Source organism: Pseudomonas sp. NBRC 111124, assembly GCF_001320245.1.
In the GTDB taxonomy this organism is placed as follows: domain Bacteria; phylum Pseudomonadota; class Gammaproteobacteria; order Pseudomonadales; family Pseudomonadaceae; genus Aquipseudomonas.
In genome coordinates this window covers 163,366-186,856 of the sequence record NZ_BCBA01000053.1, presented here as the reverse complement: position 1 = coordinate 186,856, position 23,491 = coordinate 163,366, and the positions used below count along the sequence as shown (strand labels likewise).

24 protein-coding genes and 1 pseudogene are annotated in these 23,491 nt (G+C 62.6%); 7 read left to right on the top strand and 18 right to left on the bottom strand.

The window, feature by feature from the left end; translation table 11 throughout:
* Positions 1-203, bottom strand: a pseudogene (locus tag APH28_RS20840) (electron transfer flavoprotein subunit beta/FixA family protein); the annotation flags it as partial.
* Between the two features lie 186 nt (positions 204-389).
* On the bottom strand, positions 390-1,523 hold the full coding sequence (locus APH28_RS20835) for an aminotransferase class V-fold PLP-dependent enzyme (protein WP_060512413.1): 1,134 nt from the start codon (positions 1,521-1,523) through the stop codon (positions 390-392).
* Between the two features lie 187 nt (positions 1,524-1,710).
* On the opposite strand from APH28_RS20835, the gene APH28_RS20830 reads away from it, so the two are divergent.
* Together APH28_RS20830 and APH28_RS20825 are read left to right on the top strand one after the other, a co-directional pair.
* Complete coding sequence (locus APH28_RS20830; RefSeq protein ID WP_060512412.1) at positions 1,711-2,697, top strand: DUF1852 domain-containing protein; 987 nt, start codon at positions 1,711-1,713, stop codon at positions 2,695-2,697.
* Positions 2,698-2,724: 27 nt separating this feature from the next.
* Positions 2,725-3,756 (top strand): methionine synthase, encoded by a 1,032-nt coding sequence (locus APH28_RS20825; RefSeq protein ID WP_060512411.1) that lies wholly within the window; start codon positions 2,725-2,727, stop codon positions 3,754-3,756.
* Positions 3,757-3,887: 131 nt separating this feature from the next.
* Here APH28_RS20825 and APH28_RS20820 read toward each other — a convergent pair whose 3' ends face one another.
* Entirely contained in the window at positions 3,888-5,354 is a 1,467-nt protein-coding gene (locus APH28_RS20820; protein ID WP_082432358.1) for an MFS transporter, read from the bottom strand.
* A gap of 88 nt (positions 5,355-5,442) precedes the next feature.
* Between APH28_RS20820 and soxR the strand changes: the two genes are divergently transcribed.
* Complete coding sequence (gene soxR, locus APH28_RS20815; protein ID WP_060512419.1) at positions 5,443-5,913, top strand: redox-sensitive transcriptional activator SoxR; 471 nt, start codon at positions 5,443-5,445, stop codon at positions 5,911-5,913.
* Between the two features lie 116 nt (positions 5,914-6,029).
* Here soxR and APH28_RS20810 read toward each other — a convergent pair whose 3' ends face one another.
* Entirely contained in the window at positions 6,030-6,410 is a 381-nt protein-coding gene (locus APH28_RS20810; RefSeq protein WP_060512410.1) for a MerR family transcriptional regulator, read from the bottom strand.
* A gap of 73 nt (positions 6,411-6,483) precedes the next feature.
* Between APH28_RS20810 and APH28_RS20805 the strand changes: the two genes are divergently transcribed.
* Positions 6,484-7,548, top strand: a complete 1,065-nt coding sequence (locus APH28_RS20805) for an SDR family oxidoreductase (RefSeq protein WP_060512409.1) — start codon at positions 6,484-6,486, stop codon at positions 7,546-7,548.
* Between the two features lie 138 nt (positions 7,549-7,686).
* Positions 7,687-8,586, top strand: a complete 900-nt coding sequence (locus APH28_RS20800; RefSeq protein WP_060512408.1) for a DMT family transporter — start codon at positions 7,687-7,689, stop codon at positions 8,584-8,586.
* Between the two features lie 99 nt (positions 8,587-8,685).
* On the opposite strand, the gene APH28_RS20795 is transcribed toward APH28_RS20800, so the two are convergent.
* The 4 genes from APH28_RS20795 to APH28_RS20780 form a co-directional block, all read right to left on the bottom strand.
* Positions 8,686-9,822, bottom strand: coding sequence for an FAD-binding oxidoreductase (locus APH28_RS20795; protein WP_256250240.1), 1,137 nt, complete (start codon positions 9,820-9,822; stop codon positions 8,686-8,688).
* A 74-nt stretch (positions 9,823-9,896) separates the two neighbouring features.
* Positions 9,897-11,120 carry an amidohydrolase family protein gene (locus APH28_RS20790; RefSeq protein WP_060512406.1) on the bottom strand — a complete coding sequence of 408 codons (1,224 nt, stop codon included), beginning with the start codon at positions 11,118-11,120 and terminating at the stop codon, positions 9,897-9,899.
* Between the two features lie 64 nt (positions 11,121-11,184).
* The gene (gene cynS, locus APH28_RS20785; RefSeq protein WP_060512405.1) at positions 11,185-11,655 is read right to left on the bottom strand and encodes a cyanase; all 471 of its coding nucleotides are present in this window, start codon (positions 11,653-11,655) and stop codon (positions 11,185-11,187) included.
* A gap of 30 nt (positions 11,656-11,685) precedes the next feature.
* Entirely contained in the window at positions 11,686-12,345 is a 660-nt protein-coding gene (locus tag APH28_RS20780) for a carbonic anhydrase (RefSeq protein ID WP_060512404.1), read from the bottom strand.
* A gap of 111 nt (positions 12,346-12,456) precedes the next feature.
* Here APH28_RS20780 and cynR point away from each other — a divergent pair, with 111 nt between their 5' ends.
* Positions 12,457-13,344, top strand: a complete 888-nt coding sequence (gene cynR / locus APH28_RS20775; protein WP_060512403.1) for a transcriptional regulator CynR — start codon at positions 12,457-12,459, stop codon at positions 13,342-13,344.
* Positions 13,345-13,353: 9 nt separating this feature from the next.
* On the opposite strand, the gene APH28_RS20770 is transcribed toward cynR, so the two are convergent.
* From APH28_RS20770 to APH28_RS20740, 7 genes are all read right to left on the bottom strand, one after another.
* Complete coding sequence (locus tag APH28_RS20770; protein WP_060512402.1) at positions 13,354-13,839, bottom strand: DUF2878 domain-containing protein; 486 nt, start codon at positions 13,837-13,839, stop codon at positions 13,354-13,356.
* 2 nt (positions 13,840-13,841) lie between these two features.
* A complete protein-coding gene (locus tag APH28_RS20765) occupies positions 13,842-15,101 on the bottom strand; it encodes a cyclopropane-fatty-acyl-phospholipid synthase family protein (RefSeq protein WP_060512401.1) in 1,260 nt (419 codons plus the stop codon).
* Entirely contained in the window at positions 15,076-15,888 is an 813-nt protein-coding gene (locus APH28_RS20760) for a DUF1365 domain-containing protein (protein ID WP_060512418.1), read from the bottom strand. The genes APH28_RS20765 and APH28_RS20760 overlap by 26 nt, the downstream gene beginning before the upstream one ends.
* Positions 15,885-17,132, bottom strand: coding sequence for an NAD(P)/FAD-dependent oxidoreductase (locus APH28_RS20755; RefSeq protein WP_060512400.1), 1,248 nt, complete (start codon positions 17,130-17,132; stop codon positions 15,885-15,887). The genes APH28_RS20760 and APH28_RS20755 overlap by 4 nt, the downstream gene beginning before the upstream one ends.
* Before the next feature lie 3 nt (positions 17,133-17,135).
* The gene (locus APH28_RS20750; RefSeq protein WP_060512399.1) at positions 17,136-17,888 is read right to left on the bottom strand and encodes an SDR family oxidoreductase; all 753 of its coding nucleotides are present in this window, start codon (positions 17,886-17,888) and stop codon (positions 17,136-17,138) included.
* Positions 17,885-18,307 carry a nuclear transport factor 2 family protein gene (locus APH28_RS20745; protein ID WP_060512398.1) on the bottom strand — a complete coding sequence of 141 codons (423 nt, stop codon included), beginning with the start codon at positions 18,305-18,307 and terminating at the stop codon, positions 17,885-17,887. Before APH28_RS20745 ends, APH28_RS20750 begins: the two co-directional genes overlap by 4 nt.
* Before the next feature lie 89 nt (positions 18,308-18,396).
* A complete protein-coding gene (locus APH28_RS20740) occupies positions 18,397-19,533 on the bottom strand; it encodes an MFS transporter (RefSeq protein ID WP_060512397.1) in 1,137 nt (378 codons plus the stop codon).
* A gap of 105 nt (positions 19,534-19,638) precedes the next feature.
* On the opposite strand from APH28_RS20740, the gene APH28_RS20735 reads away from it, so the two are divergent.
* Entirely contained in the window at positions 19,639-20,601 is a 963-nt protein-coding gene (locus tag APH28_RS20735; protein WP_060512396.1) for a helix-turn-helix domain-containing protein, read from the top strand.
* Here the strand turns inward: APH28_RS20735 and APH28_RS20730 are convergent.
* Genes APH28_RS20730 through APH28_RS20720 form a run of 3 tightly spaced genes read right to left on the bottom strand, consistent with a single transcriptional unit; the run spans position 20,577 to position 23,487 of the window.
* On the bottom strand, positions 20,577-21,872 hold the full coding sequence (locus APH28_RS20730) for an FAD-binding oxidoreductase (RefSeq protein ID WP_060512395.1): 1,296 nt from the start codon (positions 21,870-21,872) through the stop codon (positions 20,577-20,579). The two genes, APH28_RS20735 and APH28_RS20730, sit on opposite strands and share 25 nt — an antisense overlap.
* Positions 21,873-21,895: 23 nt before the next feature.
* Positions 21,896-22,318 (bottom strand): Rid family hydrolase, encoded by a 423-nt coding sequence (locus APH28_RS20725; protein ID WP_060512394.1) that lies wholly within the window; start codon positions 22,316-22,318, stop codon positions 21,896-21,898.
* A 29-nt stretch (positions 22,319-22,347) separates the two neighbouring features.
* Positions 22,348-23,487: a tyramine oxidase subunit B gene (locus tag APH28_RS20720; RefSeq protein WP_060512393.1), complete on the bottom strand. Its 1,140-nt coding sequence runs from the start codon at positions 23,485-23,487 to the stop codon at positions 22,348-22,350.
* Between the last annotated feature and the right edge of the window lie 4 nt (positions 23,488-23,491).

Sequence of the window (23,491 nt, the reverse complement as noted above, 5' to 3'; positions counted from 1 at the left end):
ACGGCGTTCGGGCCGACCGAGACCACCACGACTTCGCTGGCGATACCTTGTTCTTTCAGGCGCACGGCCTGTTCCACGGCAATTTCGCAGAAGGGGTTCATGGACATCTTGGCATTTGCCAGGTCGACACCGCTGTTGTCCGCCTTGACGCGAACCTTGACGTTGTAGTCGACCACTCGCTTGACGCTTACCAGTACCCTCATAGGTTCTCCAGTCATTGATGGTGGGGCGGCAGGTAGGGGTAGGTAACGAGGGTAGCGAAGTGGGGGCGGGCGGGGATCGTCCGTTTCGAGTAGCGGGGTGAATCAGGGTGGCCGGGCTGGGATGAGCAGGCGTCGAGGTCTTCGAGCAATGCCTGCCTCCCGGCTTCACGGCCCGCCGATGAGGGCTTAGTTCGCCAGCACTTCGTCCAGTGCCTGTTCAAGGGTGCTGACCGTGCGCTCGAGGTTGTGCAGTTTTTCGAGCCCGAACAGGCCGATGCGGAAGGTCTGGAAGTCGGCTGGCTCGTCACATTGCAACGGCACGCCGGCGGCGATCTGCAGACCGTGTTCGGCAAATTTCTTGCCGCTCTTGATATCGGCGTCATCGGTGTAGCTCACCACCACGCCCGGGGCTTCAAAACCGGCCGCGGCCACGCTCTTGATGCCTTTGCCGGCCAACAGGGCGCGCACCCGATCGCCCAGTGCCTGTTGTTCGCTGCGGACCTTGTCGAATCCGTAGCCCTGCATCTCGTTCATCACGTCGTTGAAACGCGCCAGTGAATCGCTGGGCATGGTTGCGTGGTAGGCATGCCCACCCTGTTCGTAGGCCTGCATGATCTGTAGCCACTTTTTCAGGTCGCAGGCAAAGCTGCTGCTTTGCGTCTTTTCGATGCGTGCGAGGGCCAGGGCACTGAACATCACCAAGGCGCAGCAAGGGGAGGCGCTCCAGCCTTTCTGGGGTGCGCTGATCAGCAGGTCGACTGCGCATTTGTGCATATCAACCCAGATCGTGCCTGAGGCGATGCAGTCCAGCACGAACAAACCTCCCACCGCATGCACGGCGTCGCCAACGGCCCGCAGGTAATCGTCGGGCAGGATGATCCCGGAGGAGGTTTCAACGTGGGGAGCGAAGACAATCTTTGGCTTGTGCGCCTCGATGGCCGCCAGCACTTCGTCCAGAGGGGGAGGGGCGTAAGCTGCCTGGCGGCCCGCATCGACCGGCCTGGCTTTCAACACCGTGGTGGCCGCCGGGATGTTGCCCATTTCGAGGATCTGGCTCCAGCGATAACTGAACCAGCCGTTGCGTATCACCAGGCATTGCTGGCCGGTGGCGAACTGTCGCGCTACCGCTTCCATGCCGAAGGTGCCGCTGCCCGGGACGACCGCAACGGCCTGGGCGTTGTAGACCTGTTTCAGGGTTTTGGAAATGTTCCTCATCACACCTTGAAAGGCCTGCGACATGTGATTGAGCGAGCGGTCGGTGTAGACCACCGAATACTCGACCAGCCCCTCGGGATCAATACTGGGATAAAGCTTTGACATGGGGTGACTCCTTCGCCAGAGAGGCTTGAGCATAGACGACCCGCTGCCCGGCAACGATAGGTGCAGCGCCTGTCATGAATATGACTAACGGTGCTGTGAAATCAATTCAGTTCCGCTCATACAGATCCGCAACTTAGAATGCGTCCCACCAAGCAGCTATTTAAATATTTAAGTGGGACGTTCGATCATGACGTGCACAGACTTCAAATTTTCGATAAAAAGCATCCGTTTTGACGAGCACTATCGTCCTGCTGAAACGACGCGCATCACCACCAATTTCGCCAACTTGGCGAGGGGCGCGAACCGTCAGGAGAACTTGCGCAACACATTGAGGATGATCGACAACCGTTTCAATGCCCTGGCGCACTGGGATAATCCCGAAGGGGATCGTTACAGCGTCGAGCTTGAAATTGTTTCGGTCGAAATGAGCCTGGGTGACGACAGTCATGATCAGGCATTGCCCTTGATCGAAATATTGAAAACCCACATCGTCGATCACACCACTGGCGAACGTACCGCGGGCATGGTCGGCAACAATTTCTCATCTTACCTGCGCGATTACGATTTCAGCGTCGTGCTGCTGGGGCACAACCAGAATCAGGCAGCCCTCAGCACGCCTGAGGACTTTGGCGAGCTGCATGGCAAGCTGTTCAAGTGCTTCGTCAATTCGCCGGCGTATAAGGAACACTTTGCCAAAACGCCGGTCATCTGCCTGAGCGTCTCCAGCAGCAAGACGTACCGCCGCACTGAAAACCAGCATCCGGTACTGGGCTTTGAATATCAGCAAGATGACTATTCGCTGACGGATGAGTATTTCGCGAAGATGGGCCTGAAGGTACGTTACTTCATGCCGCCAAACAGTGTCGCGCCGTTGGCGTTCTATTTCTCCGGTGATTTGCTCGGCGATTACACCACGCTGGAACTGATCAGCACCATCAGCACCATGGATACGTTCCAGAAGATTTATCGGCCCGAGATCTACAACGCCAACTCCGCTGCCGGAAAGTGCTACCAGCCAAGCTTGCAACACCAGGATTATTCATTGACGCGCATTGTCTATGACCGCGAGGAACGTAGCCGGCTGGCCATCGAACAGGGACGCTTTGTCGAAGAGCACTTTATCAAGCCATATCAGGAAGTGCTTGAGCAATGGGCTGCTCAATACGCTGCTTGAAATACCAGCACTATAAGGTCTTGCATCATGAAAAAACGGTTACCCACTTCCACTGCCGGCAGCTTGCCGAAACCTTCCTGGCTCGCACAACCGGAGACACTCTGGTCACCTTGGAAGTTGCAGGGCGAGGCATTGGTCGAAGGCAAACAGGACGCGCTGCGCCTGGCCCTGCAAGAGCAGCAGCACGCCGGCATCGACATCGTCAGCGATGGCGAGCAGACCCGCCAGCACTTCGTCACCACCTTCATCGAGCACCTCAGCGGCGTTGACTTCGATAAGCGCGAAACCGTCAGGATCCGTGACCGCTATGATGCGAGCGTGCCGACGGTCGTGGGTGCCGTCGAGCGGCAAAGGCCGGTGTTTGTCGAAGAGGCCAGGTTCTTGCGCCAGCAAACCCGGCAACCGATCAAGTGGGCGCTGCCAGGCCCGATGACCATGATCGATACGCTGTATGACGGCCATTACAAGAGCCGTGAAAAACTGGCCTGGGAATTCGCCAAGATCCTCAACCAGGAAGCGCGCGAGTTGGAGGCTGCCGGCGTTGACATCATTCAGTTCGATGAACCGGCCTTCAACGTGTTCTTCGACGAAGTGAACGAGTGGGGCGTCGCCACCCTGGAAAGGGCGGTCGAGGGCCTGAAGTGCGAAACGGCCGTGCACATCTGCTATGGCTATGGCATCAAGGCCAACACTGACTGGAAAAAGACCCTCGGTTCGGAGTGGCGGCAATATGAAAAAGCCTTCCCCAAGCTGCAGAAGTCCAGCATCGACATCATCTCGCTGGAATGCCACAACGCCCACGTCCCCATGGACCTGATCGAACTGATCCGTGGCAAGAAGGTGATGGTCGGTGCCATCGACGTGGCGAACCACACCATTGAAACCCCTGAGGAAGTTGCCAATACCCTGCGCAAGGCCCTGCAATTCGTGGATGCCGACAAGCTCTACCCCTGCACCAACTGCGGCATGGCGCCGCTGCCGCGGCGGGTGGCCAGCGGCAAGCTGAGGGCCTTGAGTGCTGGCGCAGAGATCGTTCGCAGAGAACTCGCGAGCAGCTAAAGCCCCATCCGCAAGAAAAAGGGCTTGCAGTCGACGTTGCTCCCATAGACGGACACCAGCCGGCAGCCTCGGAAGTTGTATTTGACAAAGTGCTGGCGGTGTTCTGGTCGGTCATGAAACCGGCTGTACTGTCACCAACGGCCTCTTCTGGCAATTATTGCAGCCAGAAGAGGCATCACCGCGAACACACCAAACAGCCAGCGCGCGGCCTGTGCAGTCCCTTCCATTCCCCCGGGCTCAATCAGCCCCCCGGCATTGGTGACCAGGCCGGCAAGTGCCGCACCTGTTGCGGTGGCAAGTAACTGAATCGTGGTAATTGACGCCCCTGCTAGCTCCTGCTCATCGGGCGGAGCCACCTTGAGCACAGTTGTCAGCAGGTGTGGCCACGTCAGGCCAACGCCCAAACCGATGACCGCCAACGCCAAGCAAATCAGCGCCAGTTCCAACCTTGCACCCGTGCCACTGTTGGGCACCAGCAATGCCAAGGCGATCATGCCAAACCAGCCCAAGAGAGGCCCTGCCATGATTGCACGAGAGAGGGACGGCCCTGTCGCACCCGAGCTGATCAGAGATCCCGCAGTCCAGCCCGCCGCCATCAGGGCTGCCAGATATCCCGCTACCAAAGGAGATTGATGATGCAGAACCTGTAGGAACAGCGGCACGTAAACTTCACCACTGGTCACCATCAGCACCAGCAGTGACATCATGGCGTAGAGCGCCGCCAACCTGGAGCGCAAAAGGAAAGCCTCGGTTGGCAGCAATTTGTTCTGCGAACTGCGTTCGACACGGATAAGCAGTACGCTCAAGGCAAATGCTATGCCGATCACCAAGATATTTCGCGACAGATCCGCAAAAGTGCCTCCCGCACTGATAGCGACTACTGCGAGAGTCAGGAGCAACAACTGCCTGTAAGGTATGGAGGATTTGCCGGCGTTGGTTCGGGATCTATCTCGGTCAGGCAGTACTGCGCAGGCTAGCAGCGCGAACAGGACGGCTGCCACGGTCACTGCCCAAAACGCCGCTCGCCAGACGCCCCATTCGGCAAAGATTCCGCCCACGGCTGGGCCGACCAACGTCGCCACACCCCACATACCTGAAACCAGAGCCATGGCCCGAGGCCATAACGACTCGTCGAAGGCGAGACGAATCATTGCGTAGGCCAGGGCGAAAAGCAGCCCACCCCCAATGCCCTGAACCAGACGCCCTACAAGCATGAGCGGCATATTGGGCGAGGTTGCGCACATCGCCGCTCCAACCGCAAAAATCAAGGCTGCCAACCCATAGCTCGCCTTTGGCCCTACTCGCCCAAGCACTTTGCTGGACAACGCCGAGCCCAGGATGGATGCCACCACAAACAGTGTTGTATTCCATGCATAAAGGTCGAGCCCGCCAATCTCCTTCACCACCGTCGGGAGCATGGTGGTAGCGATATAGACGTTGATTGCATGCAGCGCCACCCCGCCTGCCAGAGCAAGGGCGCGGGTGGCGTTCTTGCCCGACAACAGATCTTTCCATCCCGTTTGGGAGGCAGGTTTGCTTTCGTTGATGCCACTGCAAGGATCAGGGGTATGACCGGTCGGGGTGTTTGGGTTTTCCATGTGATTTTGACCCTCTTCACGAGTTGCGTAGATATGGGCCGTCACTTATAAAACCTCATGTATACATGAGGTCAATAGGGTGGTTGCGATGAAGATTGATGTAGGCGTCCCACTCTCTGTCGGTGCCGTTGCGCGCCGCAGCGGCGTTACCGTTGCCACGGTGCACTTCTATGAAGCCAAGGGGCTGATCCAGGGTTGGCGTAATGCTGGCAACCAGCGCCGATATAACCGGGACGTTTTGCGTAAGATTGCAATCGTCAAGATCGCTCAGCGGGCAGGCGTCCCGCTGGCGACAATCAAGGCAGCACTGGATGAGTTACCCTCGAGTCGGGCACTGACCGCTAAAGATTGGGCAAGGTTATCCACCCAATGGCGGGACATGCTCAATGAGCGTATCGGAAGCCTGACCCAGCTTCGGGACGAACTCGACGGATGCATTGGCTGTGGATGCCTGTCCATGACCGACTGCCCGCTGAGAAACCCAGGCGACCGGTTGGCGCTAGTCGGTGAGGGCGCAGTATTGCTGGAGTCCGATCACGAGCGGTCCAGCGTCAAATAGAACCCGTGCAATGCCATCGGCCGCTGAGGTCTTATGGCATGCCCGTGAAGGGCTTGGAGCAACTGGCCAGGCGAAGGGCCTTGCCGGGAGGCAACGGCTTAGAGGTATGCAAGCGGTCAGGCAAGTGGGCGAGTAACAAGGCCGTTGGCAATGGCACTGGCTTCAAGCTTCGCATGCTCCGCGTTCAGCAAGACATAAGCGGCTTGCAGCGTGGCGATCTTCGCTTGAATTTCGGCCATCTTGCTGGCGACCAAGTCCGCGCCTTGCGCGCAATCGATCTTGTTGCCCCGCTTGGCAGCAAGGATTTGTCCAATCTCAGCGAGGGAAAAACCGCCGCTCTGGGCGCTCTGAATAAAGGCCAGATCAACAACCGTCTGATCGCTGTAGCTGCGGTAATTGTTGGCTTGTCGTTGTGCCACGATAAGCCCGAGCTGTTCGTAATAACGCAACGCATGCCGACCAACGCCACTGCGGCGTTCTAACTCACCCACGTTCACACTAAAAACCCCTTGACTGTAGAGCGTGCTCTACACCTTAGCCTGCACCCATTATCCAAACAAGGGATCGGACATGAGTGTGGAGTGCTTCGTCACCGGCGGCAGTGGATTTGTCGGGCAACATTTACTGGCCCGTCTTACTGCGACAGGGTACAAGACCTGGGTGCTTATGCGCACCCCAGGGAACCTTGAGCGTCTTAGAAAACAGGTGCATCAACTGGGCGGTGATCCTGCGTATATCCATGCCGTTGAGGGTGATATCAGCAGAGAGGGGTTTGGGCTCAGCGAGTCGGACAAGCAGTGTCTGTCTACGGCCGCTGTGATCTTTCACCTGGCGGCGGAGTTTACCTGGGGGCTGTCAATGGAGCGCGCCCGAGCAGTCAATGTGCAAGGGGCGCTGAGGGCCGCCAAGCTTGCGGCGAGCCAACGTATTCGATTGCTGATGGTGGGCGGCTTCATGCTGCAGAACCTTGACCACCTGGCCGGTATCGGGGTTGATCATGAGTGCCCTGAAAACACACACTGGCCCGACGTCTACCGCCGGGTAGGTGGCTACGAAGGCAGCAAGATCGAGTCCCATTTCGCCGTCATCCGTTATATGCAGGATGTGGGTGCGGACTACGCCATCGTTCATCCTGCTACGGTGTGTGGCCACAGCGAGAGTGGGCACATCCTGGAAGGGCAGCCTCTGGTCGAACTCATTCGAAATCTGGCACACGGTCGGTTCAAAGCGGTCCCCGGTTCGCCCAGGCACTGGTTGCCAATTGTCAGCGTCGACTACCTGGTGGCGATGATGACCTGTGTGGCGTTCGACCCCTCGATGGCCAACCGGCAGGTCCTGGCGCTCTATGAGCACACAATGAGCCTGCAGGGGATGCTTGAGCAGATCGCAAAACCGCTGGAGATCAAGGCGCCCCGCCAGCATGTACCCATCAGGTTGCTCAGGTGGCTTTTGATGATTCCCGGGCTGGCAAGGCGATTTGCTATCAGCGCCGAGTCATTGGACTTTATCCAGACGCAGCGCTTCGACAGGAGTAGTAGCGAGCAATTGGAACGCAAGTATCAGTTGAAGCATCCCGATATGGCGCGCACGTTGGAAAAGACCGTGCGCTACGTCAGGGATCACTTTCTTCCCTGAGGCAGCCCAGGTGTGGTGGCTCAAGGCATACGCATGACAGCGAGCTTGCGCTCGAAGTGTGTGTCTCAGGATGCCCGGGCTACTTCTATAAACATGCGCTCTGCGTACGCTGAATTCCCTTTTACAAGGAATGTATTAATGCAAACCCATTTTGGCAAAGGCGTCCTCTTTGCACTCTGCGCCGCAGCCCTGAATGCGACAATCGGTGTACTTAGCAAGGTATTGATGAGCAGTGGATTCAGCTCCAGCAGCGTCGCCTTGATTAAAACTGTTCTCGGCTGCCTGCTACTGTCAGTCCTGCTGCTGTTTCTCAAGCGGTCCGCGACCACCGCCAAGTGGTTTCACGCAGCCATTTGTGCCTTTCTCGGTATTTTCGTGCTGTTCCACTTTGAAACGTCGGCCTACAGCCATTACGCGGCGGCGGGCGTCGTCGTGATGCTAATGGCGAGCGCCTCTCTATCATCGATTCTGCTGGGACGTATCGTCCTTCACGAACCCATCACCGCCAATGCAATGGCAGGCGCCTGCTTGACGATCGCCGGTATTACGGTAATTTTTGGCGCCGACCTGGGACAAGGCTTTACGCTGCAAGGCGCATTGCTTGCTTCGATTGGCGGTTGTGGCTATGGCGCCTTTTCGGTTGCCATGAAGCGGATGGGTGTACGCGGGGGGCTGCATTTCACGCGGCAACTCTTGTTTTTCGGTAGCCTTTACTTGCTTATGCCGGCGGCGAACGATGGATTCATCATGGGCGAAATGTCGCTCGTAGCGGTCATGGCATTGCTGGCTTTGGCTGCGTTACCGACCATTCTGGGCTTCTTCTGTACCACAAAGGCCATCGAGTATCTAAAGCCATCACAAGTCCAAGCACTGGAACTGACTGAGCCACTGTTTGCCGCGTTTCTGGCATTCATATTCCTCAATGAAGTACCGCGAGATACGTTGTACTTGGGCGCCGGGTTAATCCTCTTTGGACTGTGTTTTTCCAACGAGCTGATCCGGTTTGGCCAGAAAGCACCCCAGCAGTCCGAAGTGTAATTCGCTTCCTCAGTAAACTGATCACGTCTGACACCGTTTGCGCTTATGGTCGAGCGCAAACGATGTCATGGCGAACGTCCGCTTCACGCCTTGAGAAAGTCAGTCGCGAAAGAAACGATCGGGCCGACAGGGCCCCAATGCACTGGAGACTTCGCCATCGATGATCTCCTCGCTGGCGAGCCTTCCGACGATCGCCGCCAAGGTGATGCCTGGGTGCGCTGCACACACATACACGCCGGCAACCTTGGGCAAATAACCGATGATGGGAATGCCATCGGCAGGCATGGGCCTGAGCCCGACACACGCCCACTCCGGCTCTATTGCAACTACGCCATGAAGCGCGTCTTGAATGGCCTTGGCTGTACGTAACGCTATCGCATCGGGCTGATTTTCTGTGGTGTCGTCCAGGTAATCTTCTGCTGCCAGCAAGGCGCCCTGCGCCGTTTGCCGCACTTCCATTTCCGGGCTGGAGATCAGTGTTCGCACCCGGTTGGGTTGTGTCTTGTAGCGGATGAGAAGGGCAGGTGAGGCCTCTATTGGAAGCGGCATTTCCAGCCTGTCCGTCAGTTTCGTGATACCTGTCCCGGCAGCCACGACGACAAGATCGGCCTCGATGATGCCCATCGCTGTTTCGACGCCGATCACCTTTGCATGCCGGATCGCAAGGCCGTGCACAGGCGTTCGCGTGAGCACTTTCGCTCCGTGAGCCTGGGCACCTGCGATCAACGCCTGGGTAGTGGCCATGGGGTCCAGCGCGCCTTCTGCTGGCGCATAGGAAGCAGACTCAGGTGGATGCTTGAGGTTGGGCTCAAGGTCCAGAATCTGCGCCCGTGAGAGCCTGTTGGCCACAGGCGGGTTACTTGCAGCTGACGGCGCGGCGCTTGTCATCTCGCCGTAGGACAGGGCGCCCGTCCATTGCACCGTCAAGCCCGGCAGCTCCGTCTCGAGTTGGTGGTACGCCTCGATGGCGGCACTGCGCAGTGGCGCGATGGGATCAGGTTCGGAGGACGAGGTATTGATCCAGGCGAAAGAATGGCCAGTCACGCCCGACGCTATACCTTCAGCATCGACCACGGTGACCCTCGCGCCTTTGCGCGCCAGGTGATACGCCAGTGATGCGCCCATGATGCCTGCGCCAATTACAACGATCCGTTTTTCCTGTTCAGTCACCCTGACAACCTCCATTCTGTCGACGTGTCGATGATACTGTCCTGAGGCCGCAGGCCACTGACTGATGTCGGGCCGCCCCCTGTTCTTTTCTCAGGCATTTTAGCGACTGCGCCGGATCTCCGACTCATCACGACGGGCACTCAAAAAACCACCGACCGCCGATGCTCCGCAGTTGCTACCACCTTACCCCGCTTGAGCACCATCAACCGCGCCGGCAGGTCGAGAATCACATCGCTGACCGCCCGCGTGTCCACCAGCACCAGGTCCGCGTCCTTGCCCACCGCCAGGCCATAGTCTTTCAATCCCAAGGCCCTGGCCGGGCGCGTCGTGAGCATCGGCAGCACCGTGGCCTGGTCATCGGCGCCGCCCAGGTGGCAGGCCGGGATGGCCAGCTGCGCAATGTTCAGCAGGTCGCCGGTGCCATACGGGGTGAACGCGTTGCGAATGTTGTTGGTGGCCAGGCACACGTTCACGCCGCCATCGCGCAACGCGCGCACCGGGGTCAGGGTGCGCCGCACGTTATGGCTATCGCCACGGGCACCGAGGTGCAGGTCGGTGGCCGGCAGGCACATCACGCTGATGTCAGCCTCGCGCAGCAGTTCGATGATGCGCGCCTGCCGCTCGGGTTCGACCGCGGCCAGGCTGGTCAGGTGGCCGACGCAGACGCGGCCATGATAGCCCTCGGCGATTGTGCGCCGGGCCACGTACTCGATGGTCATCTGCTCGGCGTCATCGGCGAAATCCTGGTGAAAATCGATGTCCTTGCCGTAGCGCTTGGCCAGGTCGAAGACGAAGTCGATGTGGTCGAAGGGGGATACATCGTTGTAGGGAATGGCGCCGACCACATCGGCACCTTTTTCCATGGCCTCGACCATCATGGCCTTCATGCCTGGCAGTTTCAGGATGCCTTCCTGGGGGAAAGCGACCACCTGGATGTCGATGATGTCGCGGAATTTTTCGCGCAGCTCCAGCACCACGTCGAGGCCGGTGAAACCTTGCACCGGGTCGAACTCGGCATGGGCGCGGACATGGGTGCTGCCCGCCTGCACGAGGGCGCGCAGGACCTGGGTCGAACGTTCAAGGATGTCCTCGCGGGTCAGCGTTGGCTTGAGCGCGGCGGTGACCGCGATTGCTTCCTTCAGGGTGCCGGAGCGATTGGCCTTGCGCTGCATGACGTTGGCCTTTTCCAGGTGCAGGTGGCCTTCAACGAAGCCTGGAATCAGCACGTTGCCGTTGCCTTCGATTTCCTGCGTTGCGCGCGCGGCAATCGCGGGTGCGATCTGGGCGATCTTGCCGTTGTGCACGGCCACGTCCTGCAACGGTTGCGCGTCATCGATACGCACGTTTCGAAAGATGATATCCATGGGCGTTGCTCCTCACGTCGGATCGGGCCCGCCGCCCGCAGGCGGCGAGCCGGTTACAGCAGGATCAGAACGGCTTGGTCGGCAGGTACTTGCCATCCAGGGTGATCACCGCGCGGGAGCCGCCTTCCGGATCGTCGACCTTCTTCACGTCCAGCTTGAAGTTGATGGCGCTGATGATGCCGTCGCCGAACTTCTCGTGGACCAGCGCCTTCAGCGTGGTGCCGTAGACCTGCAGCATCTCGTAGAAGCGGTAGATGGTCGGGTCGGTGGGGATGCCGTTGCCGATGCTGCCGCGGATCGGGATGGTCTGCAGCAGGGCGATGCCGTCAACGTCGAGGCCGAGCTTTTCGCCCACCACCTTGGCGGCGTCGGCGGGCAGCGGGTGCTGGCCGAGCAGGGCGGCGGTGACGAAGGCTTCGGACAGGCCGGTACCTTCGGTGATCTGGGCGTAGGACAGGTCCTTGCGGGCCTTGGCCATGAGGATGACTTCGGTCAGCGCCTGGCGGACGCTCTGGGTAGCTTGCGACTGGATCATGGGGTTATCTCCGTGGGTGGAATGCAGGGTTCAGGCAACGTGCCTGGCTTGATGGGAAACCGCGTGTACTTGGGGGTTGTCGGCAAGGGAAACGAAGCTGCCGGTGTGGCCATCGAAGGCGTCGATGCGGCCGCTCTCGATGTCGTAGATCCAGCCGTGCAGGGTCACGCGGCCTTCTTCGAGGGCCAGGCGTACCGAGGGGTGGGTCTGGATGTTGGCCAGCTGGGCGATGACGTTCTCGCGCACCATGGCCGCGACCTTGGTCGGCTGATCCGGGTGCTGGCGGGCTTCGTTGACCACCCTGGCAGAGTCGGCGTAACGCAACCAGCCGGCCACGGCGGGCATGTGGTCCAGGCACTTGCAGGTGGCGATGGCGGTCATCGCGCCGCAGTCCGAGTGGCCGCAGATGACGATGTCGGCCACCTGCAGCGCGGCGACGGCGTATTCGACCGAGGCGGAGACGCCACCGGGCTCAGGGCCGTAGGAGGGTACGATGTTGCCGGCGTTGCGGATGACGAACAGGTCGCCGGGTTCGCGCTGGGTGACGAGTTCCGGTACCAGGCGGCTGTCGGAGCAGGAGATGAACAGCGCCCTCGGGCTTTGCTGGGTGGCCAGGCCCTTGAACAGTTCGACCCGCTCGGGGAAGGCGTTGCGCTGGAACTTCAGGAAACCGTCGATGATGTCTTTCATGGCTGCTGCCTCTGTGTCGCGGTGCGTTGGAGCAGAGATTACGGAGGGCGTGGCATAAGGTAAAAGTCTAATTTATGATTAGGCCGATCAGATTATCTTATGTGAGTGCCCATGCTTGCCCGACACATCCAGTACTTCCTCGCCGTGGCGCAGCATCACAGCTTCACCAAGGCCGCAACGGCCCTGCATGTGTCGCAGCCAGCGCTGTCGCAGCAGGTCCGCCAGCTGGAGGAAAGCCTTGGCGCGCAGCTGTTCGATCGCTCGGGGCGCACCACGCGGCTGACCGATGCCGGGGAGGTCTACCTGGGTTATGCACGGCGGGCTGCGCAGCAACTGGAGGAAGCCAAGCGTGCGATTCATGACGTGAGCGACCTCAGCCGCGGTTCCCTGCGGGTGGCCGTAACGCCGACGTTCACTAGCTACCTGGTCGGCCCCTTGGTCGAGGCATTCCACAATCGCTATGGGAACATCACCCTGAACGTGCGGGAAATGTCCCAGGAGCGCATGGAAGCGCTGCTGCTGGCGGATGAGCTGGACGTGGGTATCGCCTTCGAGGACGTTCAGGCCCAGGACATCGAGGCCAGCCCGTTGCTGGTCGAGACGTTGGCGTTGGTGGTCAACCGCCGGCACCCCTTGGCCAAGGCTGCATCCATCGGGCTGGAGGCCTTGAGCGCAGAGTCGCTGGTGCTGCTCAGCGGCGAGTTTGCCACCCGCGAACAGATCGACCGCTTCTGCCAGCACCATGGCATTCAGCCGCAGGTGCGGATGCAAGCCAACACCATCAGTGCGGTGACCGAGATCGTGCGCCGCACGAGGCTGTCGACGCTGTTGCCGGCGACCATCGCGCTGGCCCATGACGACCTGGTTGCCATTGCGCTCGACCCGATCCGGCTGCAGCGCACGGCCGTACTGCTGCAGCGCAAGGGCGCCTATCAGAGTGCGGCGGCGCGGGTGTTCGTCGAGATGGCGATGGCAGTGGCGGCGAGGCTGGAAAGGTGAAAGGTTTGATCAGGCCCTGGCTGCCAAGCGCAAGGCCAGCGGCAGGGTCAACGCCCAGACCGGTGCCAGGATCAGCGCGGTCTCCAGGCCCCCCAGTGGCAGCTCGACACCAGCCAGTCGGGCGCCCGCCAGATAGGCCAATGGGCCACCCATCAAACCCAGCAGCGCTGCGAGCCATGCGGGCTGGCCGAGCCCTGCCAGGCTGTGGCGCATGCCACTGGCCAACACCAGCCACAGCAGTGCCAGCCAAAGCGGCAGTGGCCACTGTCTGAAGCTGAATACGCCAAGCACGCCCAGGGTGCTGTCCAGCAGCCAGCCGGCTGCTGCGACCCTCAGCAGCACACGCAGCTCACCGCGTGGGCTCAGCCAGAGGTGCAGCAGCAGGCCGATCACCACCATCAGCAACAGCCAGGGCCGGTGTGCCCCCAGCACACAAAGCCACCAGCCGGCCTGCAGCCAAAGCGCATTGCCCAGCAGCCAGCCACGCCGGCCCATGTTCAGGCACCCGGTAGCGGCGCCCGCCGCGCCTGGGGCCCCGCCCAGAGCATTTGGGCCACGCCGATGGTCCGTTCCTCGAAGCCGCCCTGGCAGTAGCACAGGTAGAACTCCCACAGGCGCTGGAAGGTGTCGTCGTAACCGAGCCTGGCCAGCTCGGTGCGCGAATGGCGCAGGTTGTCGCGCCAATGGCGCAGCGTGCGCGCATAGTCCTGGCCGAAGTCCTCCAGGTGCACCAGGTTCAGCGCGGTCTGGCGGCTGGCGGTGTCGAGCAGCACGCTCAGCGAGGGCAGGGCGCCGCCGGGGAAGATGTAACGCTGGATGAAGTCCACCGAGCGCCGGGCCTGGGCGTAGCGCTGGTCGCGGATGGTGATGGCCTGCAGCAGCATCAGGCCGTCGTCCTTGAGCAGCGCGGCGCACTGGCGGAAGTAGGTGGGCAGGTAGCGGTGGCCGACGGCCTCGATCATCTCGATGGACACCAGCTTGTCGAAGCGCCCGCGCAGGTCGCGGTAGTCCTCGTGCAGCACGGTGACATGCCGTTCCAGGCCCAGCGCCTTGACCCGTTGCAAGGTGTGCGCATGCTGTGCGGCGGAGAGGGTAGTGGTGGTAACCCGGCAGCCATGCTGCACGGCCGCATGGATGGCCAGGCTGCCCCAGCCGCTGCCGATTTCCAGCAGGTGTTCGCCGGGCTTGAGTTCCAGCTTCTGGCAGATCTGCCGAAGCTTGTTCGACTGGGCCTGTTCCAGGCTCTGCTCGGCACTGTCGAACTGTGCGGCGGAATACATCATGGTCGGGTCGAGCAGCCGCTCGAACAGGGCATTGCCCAGGTCGTAGTGGGCCAGGATGTTGCGCCGCGCACCGCGCCGGCTGTTGCGGTTGAAGTGGTGCAGCAGGCGCAGGGCCGGACGTGCCAGGCGGGCCAGGCCGCCTTCCATGGCGTCCAGCACATCGAGGTTGGCGACGAACAGCCGCGTCACTGCGGCCAGGTCCGGGCTGCGCCAGTAACCGTGAATATAGCCCTCGCCGGCGCCGATCGAGCCGTTGCCGGCCACCAGGCCCCAGGCGGCTTCGTCAACGATCTCCACTTCTGCATACAGCGTGCTGGCGACGTCGCCGAAGGTCCATTGCTGGTCACGGCTGATCAGGCGCAGATGACCGTGCCTCAGCTGGCGCAGCTGCGTCAGCACCGCACGCCTGGCCAGGCCGCCGAGCAGCGGAGCGAGGCTGGCCGATTTGCTAACGCTCAAGGTCGGTTCGGGCATGGTCGGGTTCCTCGAAAAGGGGGTGGCCAAGCGCCAAGTCGCGCTGGCTGGCGATGTGGTCGTGCACGGGGGTGCGTTTGAGCAGCAGGCGCAGGGCTTGCCAGTAAATGCCAGCCACGGTGCGCAGGCTCATCCACGGGAAGGCCAGCAGGTGGCGATGCAGGTGGGTGCGGTCGAGCGGCTGGCGGAGCAGGGCAAGGTCTGCGGCGAACACTTGCTGCCCGGCGCGCCAGTTTTCCATGTGCACGCGCACGCGTTGCCCATCGACGGCGAAATGCAGCCGGTAGTCCATGTCCATGGGCATGAACGGCGAGACATGAAAGGCCTTGGCCACGGTAAATGGCCGGGTCAGGTCGCCTTGCACCGGCAGCACGTAGTGAAAGCGCTCGCGCCAAGGGGTATTGCGCACCTCCAGCAGCACGGCTGCGACCTGGCCCTGGCGGTCGTGACAGAAGTAGAGGCTCACCGGGTTGAACGACAGGCCCCAGCAGCGTGGTTGCGTCAGCAGGTGCACGGCGCCTTCGGGCACTTGCCCGGTGGCCTGGCCAACCAGCAGGCGCGCGGCCTCGACCAAGGGCATGCCCTGGCGAGTCAACGCCGGCAGGTAATCGTTTTCGCGCCAGCACAACGGCGCCAGGCGCCAGCGCCCTAGCCAGCGCGACAGGCCGAGCAGGCGGGGCAGTTCGTCGAGGTCCAGGTAGAACATGCCGATGCGGTAGCGGAACGCGTGGGGCCTGGGCGTCAGGCGCCGGTGGCTGAGCCAGCCGTGGCACAGGCTGCTGTTCACAGGGTTTCTCCAAAGCGCCTGGCGACGGTCAGCGCACTGAGCACGCCGTCTTCGTGAAAACCGTTGGCCCAGTAGGCGCCACAGTAGTAACTGTGCAGCGGGCCCTGCAGTTCGCCCTGACGGGCCTGGGCTGCCAGCGCGGCGAGGCTGTACTGCGGATGCGCGTACTCGAAGCGGGCAATGATCTGCGCCGGGTCCACCATCGCGGTCTGGTTGAGGCTGACGCAGAAGGTGACCGGCGCCTCGATGCCCTGCAGGATGTTCATGGCGTAGGTGAGTGCGGCGGGGGCCTGCTCGCTGCCACCCAGGCGGTAGTTCCAGCTGGCCCAGGCCCTGCGCCGGCGGGGCAGCAGGCGGGTGTCGGTGTGCAGCACCACGTCGTTGCTGGCGTAGCGGATGGCGCCGAGGATCGCCTGCTCCTGCTCGCTGGGGTTGACCAGCAGTGCCAGGGCCTGGTCGCTGTGGCAGGCGAAGACCACTTTGTCGAACCGTTCGCTGCCACCTGCCCAGGCCACCGTCACGCCTTGGTTGTCGCGGCTCACCCGTTGCACCGGGCAGTTCAGCCGGATGTGTTCGGCAAAGGGCCGGCACAGCGGCGCCAGGTAGCTGCGTGAACCGCCCTCGATCACCCGCCATTGCGGGCGATGGTTGACCGACAGCAGGCCGTGGTTGCGGCAGAAACGCACGAAGAACTGCAGCGGAAAATGCAGCATGTCGGCCCGTGACATCGACCAGATGGCCGAACCCATGGGCACGATGTAATGGTCGATGAAGCGTTGCCCGTAGCGCTTGTCGCGCAAGTAGTCGCCCAGGGTGGTCGTGCCATCGATGCGCTGCTGGTCCAGGTCATCCAGCGCCTGGCGGTTGAACCGCAGCACATCGCGCAGCATGCCCCAGAAGCCTGGCGACAGCAGATTGCGGCGCTGGGCAAACAGGCTGCTCAGGTCGTGCCCGTTGTACTCGAAACCCGTACGCGGGTCGTGCACCGAAAAGCTCATCTCGGTGATCCGCGAGGCCACGCCCAGGTGTTCCAGCAGGCGAATGAAGTGCGGATAGGTCCAGTCGTTGAAGACGATGAAACCGGTGTCCACCGCGTACTGCCGGCCGCGCCAGTTCACATCGACGGTATGGGTGTGGCCGCCGACCCGGTCCGCCGCTTCAAACAGCGTGACGGCATGCCGGCGTGACAGCAGGTGGGCACAGGTGAGGCCGGCGATGCCGCTGCCGATGATGGCGATACGCATGGGTCAGCCCTGAGGTTGGCGAGCCAGGCGCAGGCCCAGCTTCAGGCGCCACCGTGCCGGCAGTGCGCCGAGCAGGCGCAGCAACAGGGTGAAGGCGGCGGGGAAGGTGATCTCCAGCGGGCGGCGTGGCAGCCGTGCGGCAATATATCCGGCGGCGCGCTCGGCGCTCCACAGCTGTGGCATGGGGAAGTCGTTGCGGCGGGTCAGCGGGGTATCGACAAAGCCGGGGTTGACCAGAGTGACATCAATGTTTTCGCGGGCCAGGTCCAGGCGCAGGGATTCGACCAGGTATCGCAGCGCCGCCTTGGACGCGCCATAGGCACCGGCGCGTGGCAGTGCAAACCAGCTGACCGAGCTGCCCATCACCACCAGGTGCGGGCGCTGGCCGCGGCGCAGCAAGGGCAGGGCGGCGGCCAGGCAATGGCTGGTGCCGATCAGGTTGGTGCGGATCACCCGTTCGATCAGGGCGGGGTCGAACTGCCCGGGCTCCAGGTATTCGCAGGTGCCGGCATTCAGAATGACCAGGTCCAGCGAGCCCCAGGCCTGTTCGATCTGTGAGGCGATCAGGGCGACCTGCTCAGGCTGGTCGACATCGCCGATGGCCAACAGGACCTGGCCCGGAAAGCGTGCGGCGAGGTTAGCCAGGCTTTCTGCCCGACGTGCCCCCAGCGCTACCTGGTGGCCTTGCTCGAGCAAGCGCAGCGCCAGTACCGCGCCGATGCCGCTGCTGGCACCGGTCAGCCAGCAACGGCTCATGTCAGCCTCCCCTTGAGCCAGCGAACTGCGCCGCCCAGGACCGGAACGTGTTCATAGAGCAAGGCGCCAGCGTCGAAGTAGTCCTGATGAAAGTAGACCCGGCCACGCCAGCGCAGATGGCTGCAGCCTTGCAGGCTGATCGGGTGGCCGCCGGCCAGCCGCGGATGGCGGTAGTGCAAGACCCAGCGGATGTAGCCATGGCCCGGCTCTGTCTCATCGAGGCCCTCGAAGCTGTAGCGGACCTCGGAAACGTTGGCGTACAGCTGTGCGAAATAGGCGTGCAGGGCCGCGAGCCCGCTGACGTGATGGAGAGGGTCGCGAAAGCTGACATCGTCGCTGTACAAGTCGCCGAGCAGGTCGAGATTGTCTGGACCCAGCGTGGCAAAGCGTTCGATGAAGTGTTGCAGGTAGGTGGACATGCACAATACCTGTACAAAAACTGGTTGATGTACAAGGTATAGTGCAGGTGTCTGGATAAATCTATACAGAAAATAATTTCTGTACAATTTTATCGGTGCGGCTGCCAGGCGCAATTGAGCGCCGCCAGGGCGAGCACCAAGGCCGCACCGGTATAGGCCCAGATGGCGGGCACCTGCGGCAGCAGCACGCCCGCCAGCATCGGCCCGAGCCCGGCGCCGATGTCGCGCCATACGGCGTTGCCGGCCAGCGCCTGGATGCGCGCCTGCGGGTTGCGCTGTGCAACCAGCGTCATCACCAGCGGCAGCTGCAAGGCGCGCAGCACAAGCACGAAGAAGGCACCGATGAACAGCCATTGGCTGGCGAACACCAGCAGTGCCAGCGAGGTGGCCAGCGACAGCACCACCAGCATGCGCAGGGACCCGAAGCGGTCGGCCAGGCGCCCGCCGAAGGGGCTGAAAAGCATTTCGCTCAGGTAGCGCACTGCCATCAGCACACCGGCTACCAGCACGCCCGAGCTGGCCATGTGCACGTGCGCATAGAGCGACAGGCCGAAGATGAACAGCCCGTCCAGCGCTACACCTTCGATGAAAGACCAGGTGGCGATGCTGTCTGGCAGACGCAGGCGCCGGCCACTCGGGCTGGCAATCGCATGGCCGCCGGCGGGCAACGCGCGGGCGCGCCACAGGCCGCACAAGGCGCTGATGCAGAGCACGAAGAACACGCTGCGCGGGCCATAGGCTTGGGCCATCACTGCGCCCAGCGGCAACGCCAGCATCGGCCCGATGGCCAGGGTTGCCCGCGAACGCCCGGCGCGCCTAGCCGCACCCTGCGCCTCGGCGGTGGCGAGGGTCTGGGTGCTGAGATTGAAGGTGGCGAAGCACAGGCCCCAAACCAGTCGCAACACCAGCAGCGCGGCAAAACCGGACAGCGTGGCATTGCCCAGTGCGCAGAGCGCGGCGGCACCGGCGGCGAGGCTGCAGGCCGCGCGGTCACCGTACCGGGCATAGAAGCGCACCACCCAGCCGTAGCCGATGATGCGTACCAGGCGATTGGCCGCCAGCAGCACGCCGGCCTGGGCCAGGGTCACGCCAAAGTCGCTGGCATACATCGGCAACAACAGGTAGAGCAGTACATCACTGGGCAGGCACAGGCCGAGCACTTGGGCGGCGTTGCGCGAATCTCGGTCGGCGCGCTGGATGGGCGCAGCGTCGGCAGCAGAAGACATGGCAATCTCGCGACGAGGTGGGCTTGCAGGATAACCCGCTTGCCTGCCTGAGTGGCCCGCTCTTTGCTTTCTGTCGCCCCATGCAATCGAGGTAACAGATACGTCATGCACGCTCAACGCCATCGCTTCAACGACGTCAACGCCCACGCCAGCGCGATCCTCGGCTGGCAGCAGACCTACGACCAGATCAGCGCCGGCAGTGCCCACACCGAGCTCACCCATCTCACCGCAGAACGCTTTCAGATCTTTCGCGAATGCCTGGACAAACGTGTGGTCCAGCACGGCGCGGCGCCGGCGCGGCGCTTTTGCCTGGCGCTACCGGCTGGCAGTGCGGGTGCCGGGGTGTTCCAGGGCAGCAGCGTGGGTAGCGCGGATGTCACGCTTCTTCACAGTGGCCAGGAGTTTTTCGTCCATGCGCCCGAGGGCATGGACCTGCTGGCGGTCAGTGTCGACGCCGATCGTCTGGAACAACTGGCCGAACGTGAGTTCAGCGCCCAGGAACTGCGTGCGTTGAACCGGACCACCCGGTTGAACGTCAGCCCGGCTTTTCTGGGGGCGATACGCCTGCAGCTGCAAGGGCTGATCGATGCGGCGCTGCAGGGCGAAGCACTGGTGGAAGCGCAGCTTGAAGACTTGCTGCTCGAGTGCATGCTGGTGTTGCTCGAGCAGGTCAGTCAGAACGGCGGCGGGCGCTCGGGGAGTGTTGCAGTCAGTGCCTATCTGGTCCGGCAGGCGCATCAGATGGGCCTGGATTGCCTGGACGAGCCGTTGTCGGTGTTGCAGATCTGCGAGCGGCTGGATGTCAGCCGCAGCACCTTGCAGCGCAGTTTTCTCGGGGTGACCGGCCTGAGCCCGGTCGAATACCTGCGCGCGGTGCGCCTGAATGCCGTGCGCCAACGGCTGCAGCGCACCGCAGCAGAGCAGTTCACCGTCGCCCGGGTGGCCAGTGACCTGGGCTTTACCCACCTCGGGCATTTTTCCGGCGCTTACCGTGCGCTGTTCGGTGAACTGCCTTCACACACCGCTCGCCTGGACGCTGTCGATCAGGCAAAGCGCTCCAGGCGGTAAGGCGACGGGTCGACCAGCGGGGTGCTGCCGTCGATCAGGTCCGCCGCCAGTTGCCCGGCCGCAGGTGAGGTGCCGAAGCCGTGGCCGGAGAAGCCGGTTGCCAGCACCATCCCCGGCAGCGGTTGAACGTGCCCGATCACCGGCAGCGAGTCAGGTGTCACATCGATGGTGCCGGCCCACGCCTGCTCGATGCGCGCCTGCTTGAACACCGGCCAGGCGGCCCTGAGGTTGTTCAGCGCCTCCTGGTTCAAGGCGGGGTTGGCGGCAGGGTCCTGGGTGCGAATGTGCTCGAACGGGGAAACCGAAGTGGGCGACCAGCGCCGGGCCAGTGCCAGGTCCTTGAAGAAGGGCTTGCCGAACGACACCCGCAGCAAACCCCGCTGAGCGCGGAACTGCGGCAGGTAACGTCGCCCGAGCAAGGCATGATCCAGGGTCAGGTGCGCATCGAGGGCACCCCGCTGGGTGATGATGAAACCGCCGTCGATATGCTTGCGGAACGAAAAGTCCGGGCCGCCCACGGCGATGTCGGTCGGGCCTTGCATGGCTGCAGTACGCAGCACCGAGCAGTTCAACGGCAAGGTCGGCAAGGCGATCCCGTGATTGCCCAGCAGGCGCCGCGACCACAAGCCGCCGGCCAGCAGCACCTGCTCGCAGCGGATTTCGCCGTGTTCGGTGACCACGCCGTCAATGCGTCCGGCGGCGGTGGTGATGCTGCGCACGGCGCAGTGCTCCACGATCACCGCGCCACGGGCCATGGCCGCCGTGGCGATGGCACTGCTGGCCAGGGTCGGTTCGGCACGGCCATCGCTTTCGGTGAAGATGCCGCCAGCCCAGGTTGCTTGCCCGCCTGGCACGCGCTGGGCGATTTCCGCGTTGCTCAGCAGGCGGGACCCTACCGGCAAGCCTTGCACCGACTTCAACCAGGCTTCGTGCATCGCCATTTGCCCTGGGTCTCGGGCGGCGAACAGGATGCCCGCCTGCCGGTAGCCGACTTCGCGCCCGACCCGGGCCGGCATTTGCGCCCATAACCGGTCCGCTGCCAAGGCCAGGGGCAGGTCTTCGCGGTGGCGGCTGGTCTTGCGCACCCAGCCGAGATTACGCGAGGACTGCTCGCCGGCGATGCGGCCTTTCTCCAGCACCACCACCGGGATGTTGCGCTCGGCGAGGGTCAGTGCCGCGGTCAGGCCGACGATGCCGCCGCCGATGATGACCACGGTGGTGGCACTGGGGGGTGTGGTTGCGCACTGCACCGGCGCGATGACAGGGGACATGGACGGTTCTCCTCGAGGACGGGCTAGCGCGACAGGTCGATCAGCTGGGGGGTGGCGCGGGAGGCACCGCGGTAGGCGGTCACCTCAAGCTCAACCCGGTAGACCGTTGCGCCCAGGGGCGGGCAGGTGACGGTGCTGGCCGGGTCGATGCCGCGAAACACTTCGCCGACAATCGTCATCACGCTGGCGACATCCTCAGGCTTCTGGATGAACACCCGCGAGCAGACCACGTCGGCCAGGGTTGCATCCACGGCATGCAGCGCCGCTTCGATGTTGGCGAACACCTGGCGGGTCTGGGCCTCGAGGTCTTCGGGAATCTCGCCGGTGGCCGGATTGCGCCCGGCGGTGTTGGAGACGAAGATCCAGTCGTCCACGGCCACCAGGCGTGAATAGCTGCCCAGGGTCTCGTATTTCGAACCGGTCTTGAGTTTGGTGATCTGCAGCATGGCATTGTCCTTAGGGTTGGAGGGATGAATCAGCTCAGCGCCGGGCTTTCCCACAGGTTCAGGCGCACGCCCACACCGCGTTCCAGCGCCTGGCGGTACACCACCGTGCCCCAGGCCACATCCTCGACCGGCATGCCGCCCACCGACATGATGATGATCTCTTCGTCGTTGCTGCGGCCGGGCGCAACGCCGGCGACGATCTTGCCGATGTCTTCCAGCTGGTCGGCCGGCAGGCTGCCTTCGGCGATCATGTCCATGAAGCGCACACCCACCAGCGGCACATGGTTGTGCGCGGGCTTGGGCAGTTCCTCGAACCAGGCCTCGTACAGGCCGGTGTTGTCGACCACCTTGCGCACGTCGGCCTGTTCCATGCCGGCGTCGATGCTGCAGCCGGCAGGCATCGCCAGGAATGCACCGGGCTTGACCCATTCGCGCTTGACCAGCGGGTAGGTGGAAGGGTCACCGGTCTCGCCTGAGGTGCAGTAAGTCACCAGGTCCGAGCCGCGCACCACGTCCTCGATGCTGTCCACCACTTCGAGGGTGGTGATCTGTGGGTAGGTTTCGCCTACCCAGCTGATGAAATCTTCCAGGCTCTTTTGGCCACGGCCCTTGAGCTTGAGGGTGTCGACCTGCGGGCACACGGCCATGAACGCGGCCACGGTGGTTTTGCCCATTACGCCTGGGCCTAGCAGGCCGATCACCCGCGCGTCGCGGCGGGCCAGGTGGCGTGCGCCGACACCGGGGATGGCGCCGGTGCGGTACGCCGACAGCAGGTTGGCCGACATGTGCGCCAGGGGGGCGCCGGTGTCCGGGTCATTGAGGGTGAACAACAGGATCGAACGCGGCAGGCCCTTTTCGCGGTTGGCGATGTTGGAGCCGTACCACTTGACCCCGGCGGTGCAGAAGCCGCCGCCCAGGTAGGCTGGCATCGCCATCATGCGCCGGTCGGCGGTGGGCTTGGGCATGTTGGGGAAGGGCGAATCCTTGGGGAAGGTGATCATCGCGCCGTGGGAGTCGCTGTTCGGCCCGGCCATGCGGTAGTCGCCGTGGTGGAGCAGGGCGAACATCTGCTCCATGGTGTTCACGCAGGCCAGCATGTCGGTGACACCGGCGCGGATCATGTCCTGCTCGGACAGGTAGAGAAAGTCGATTTTTGTAGTTGTCGTCATGGCT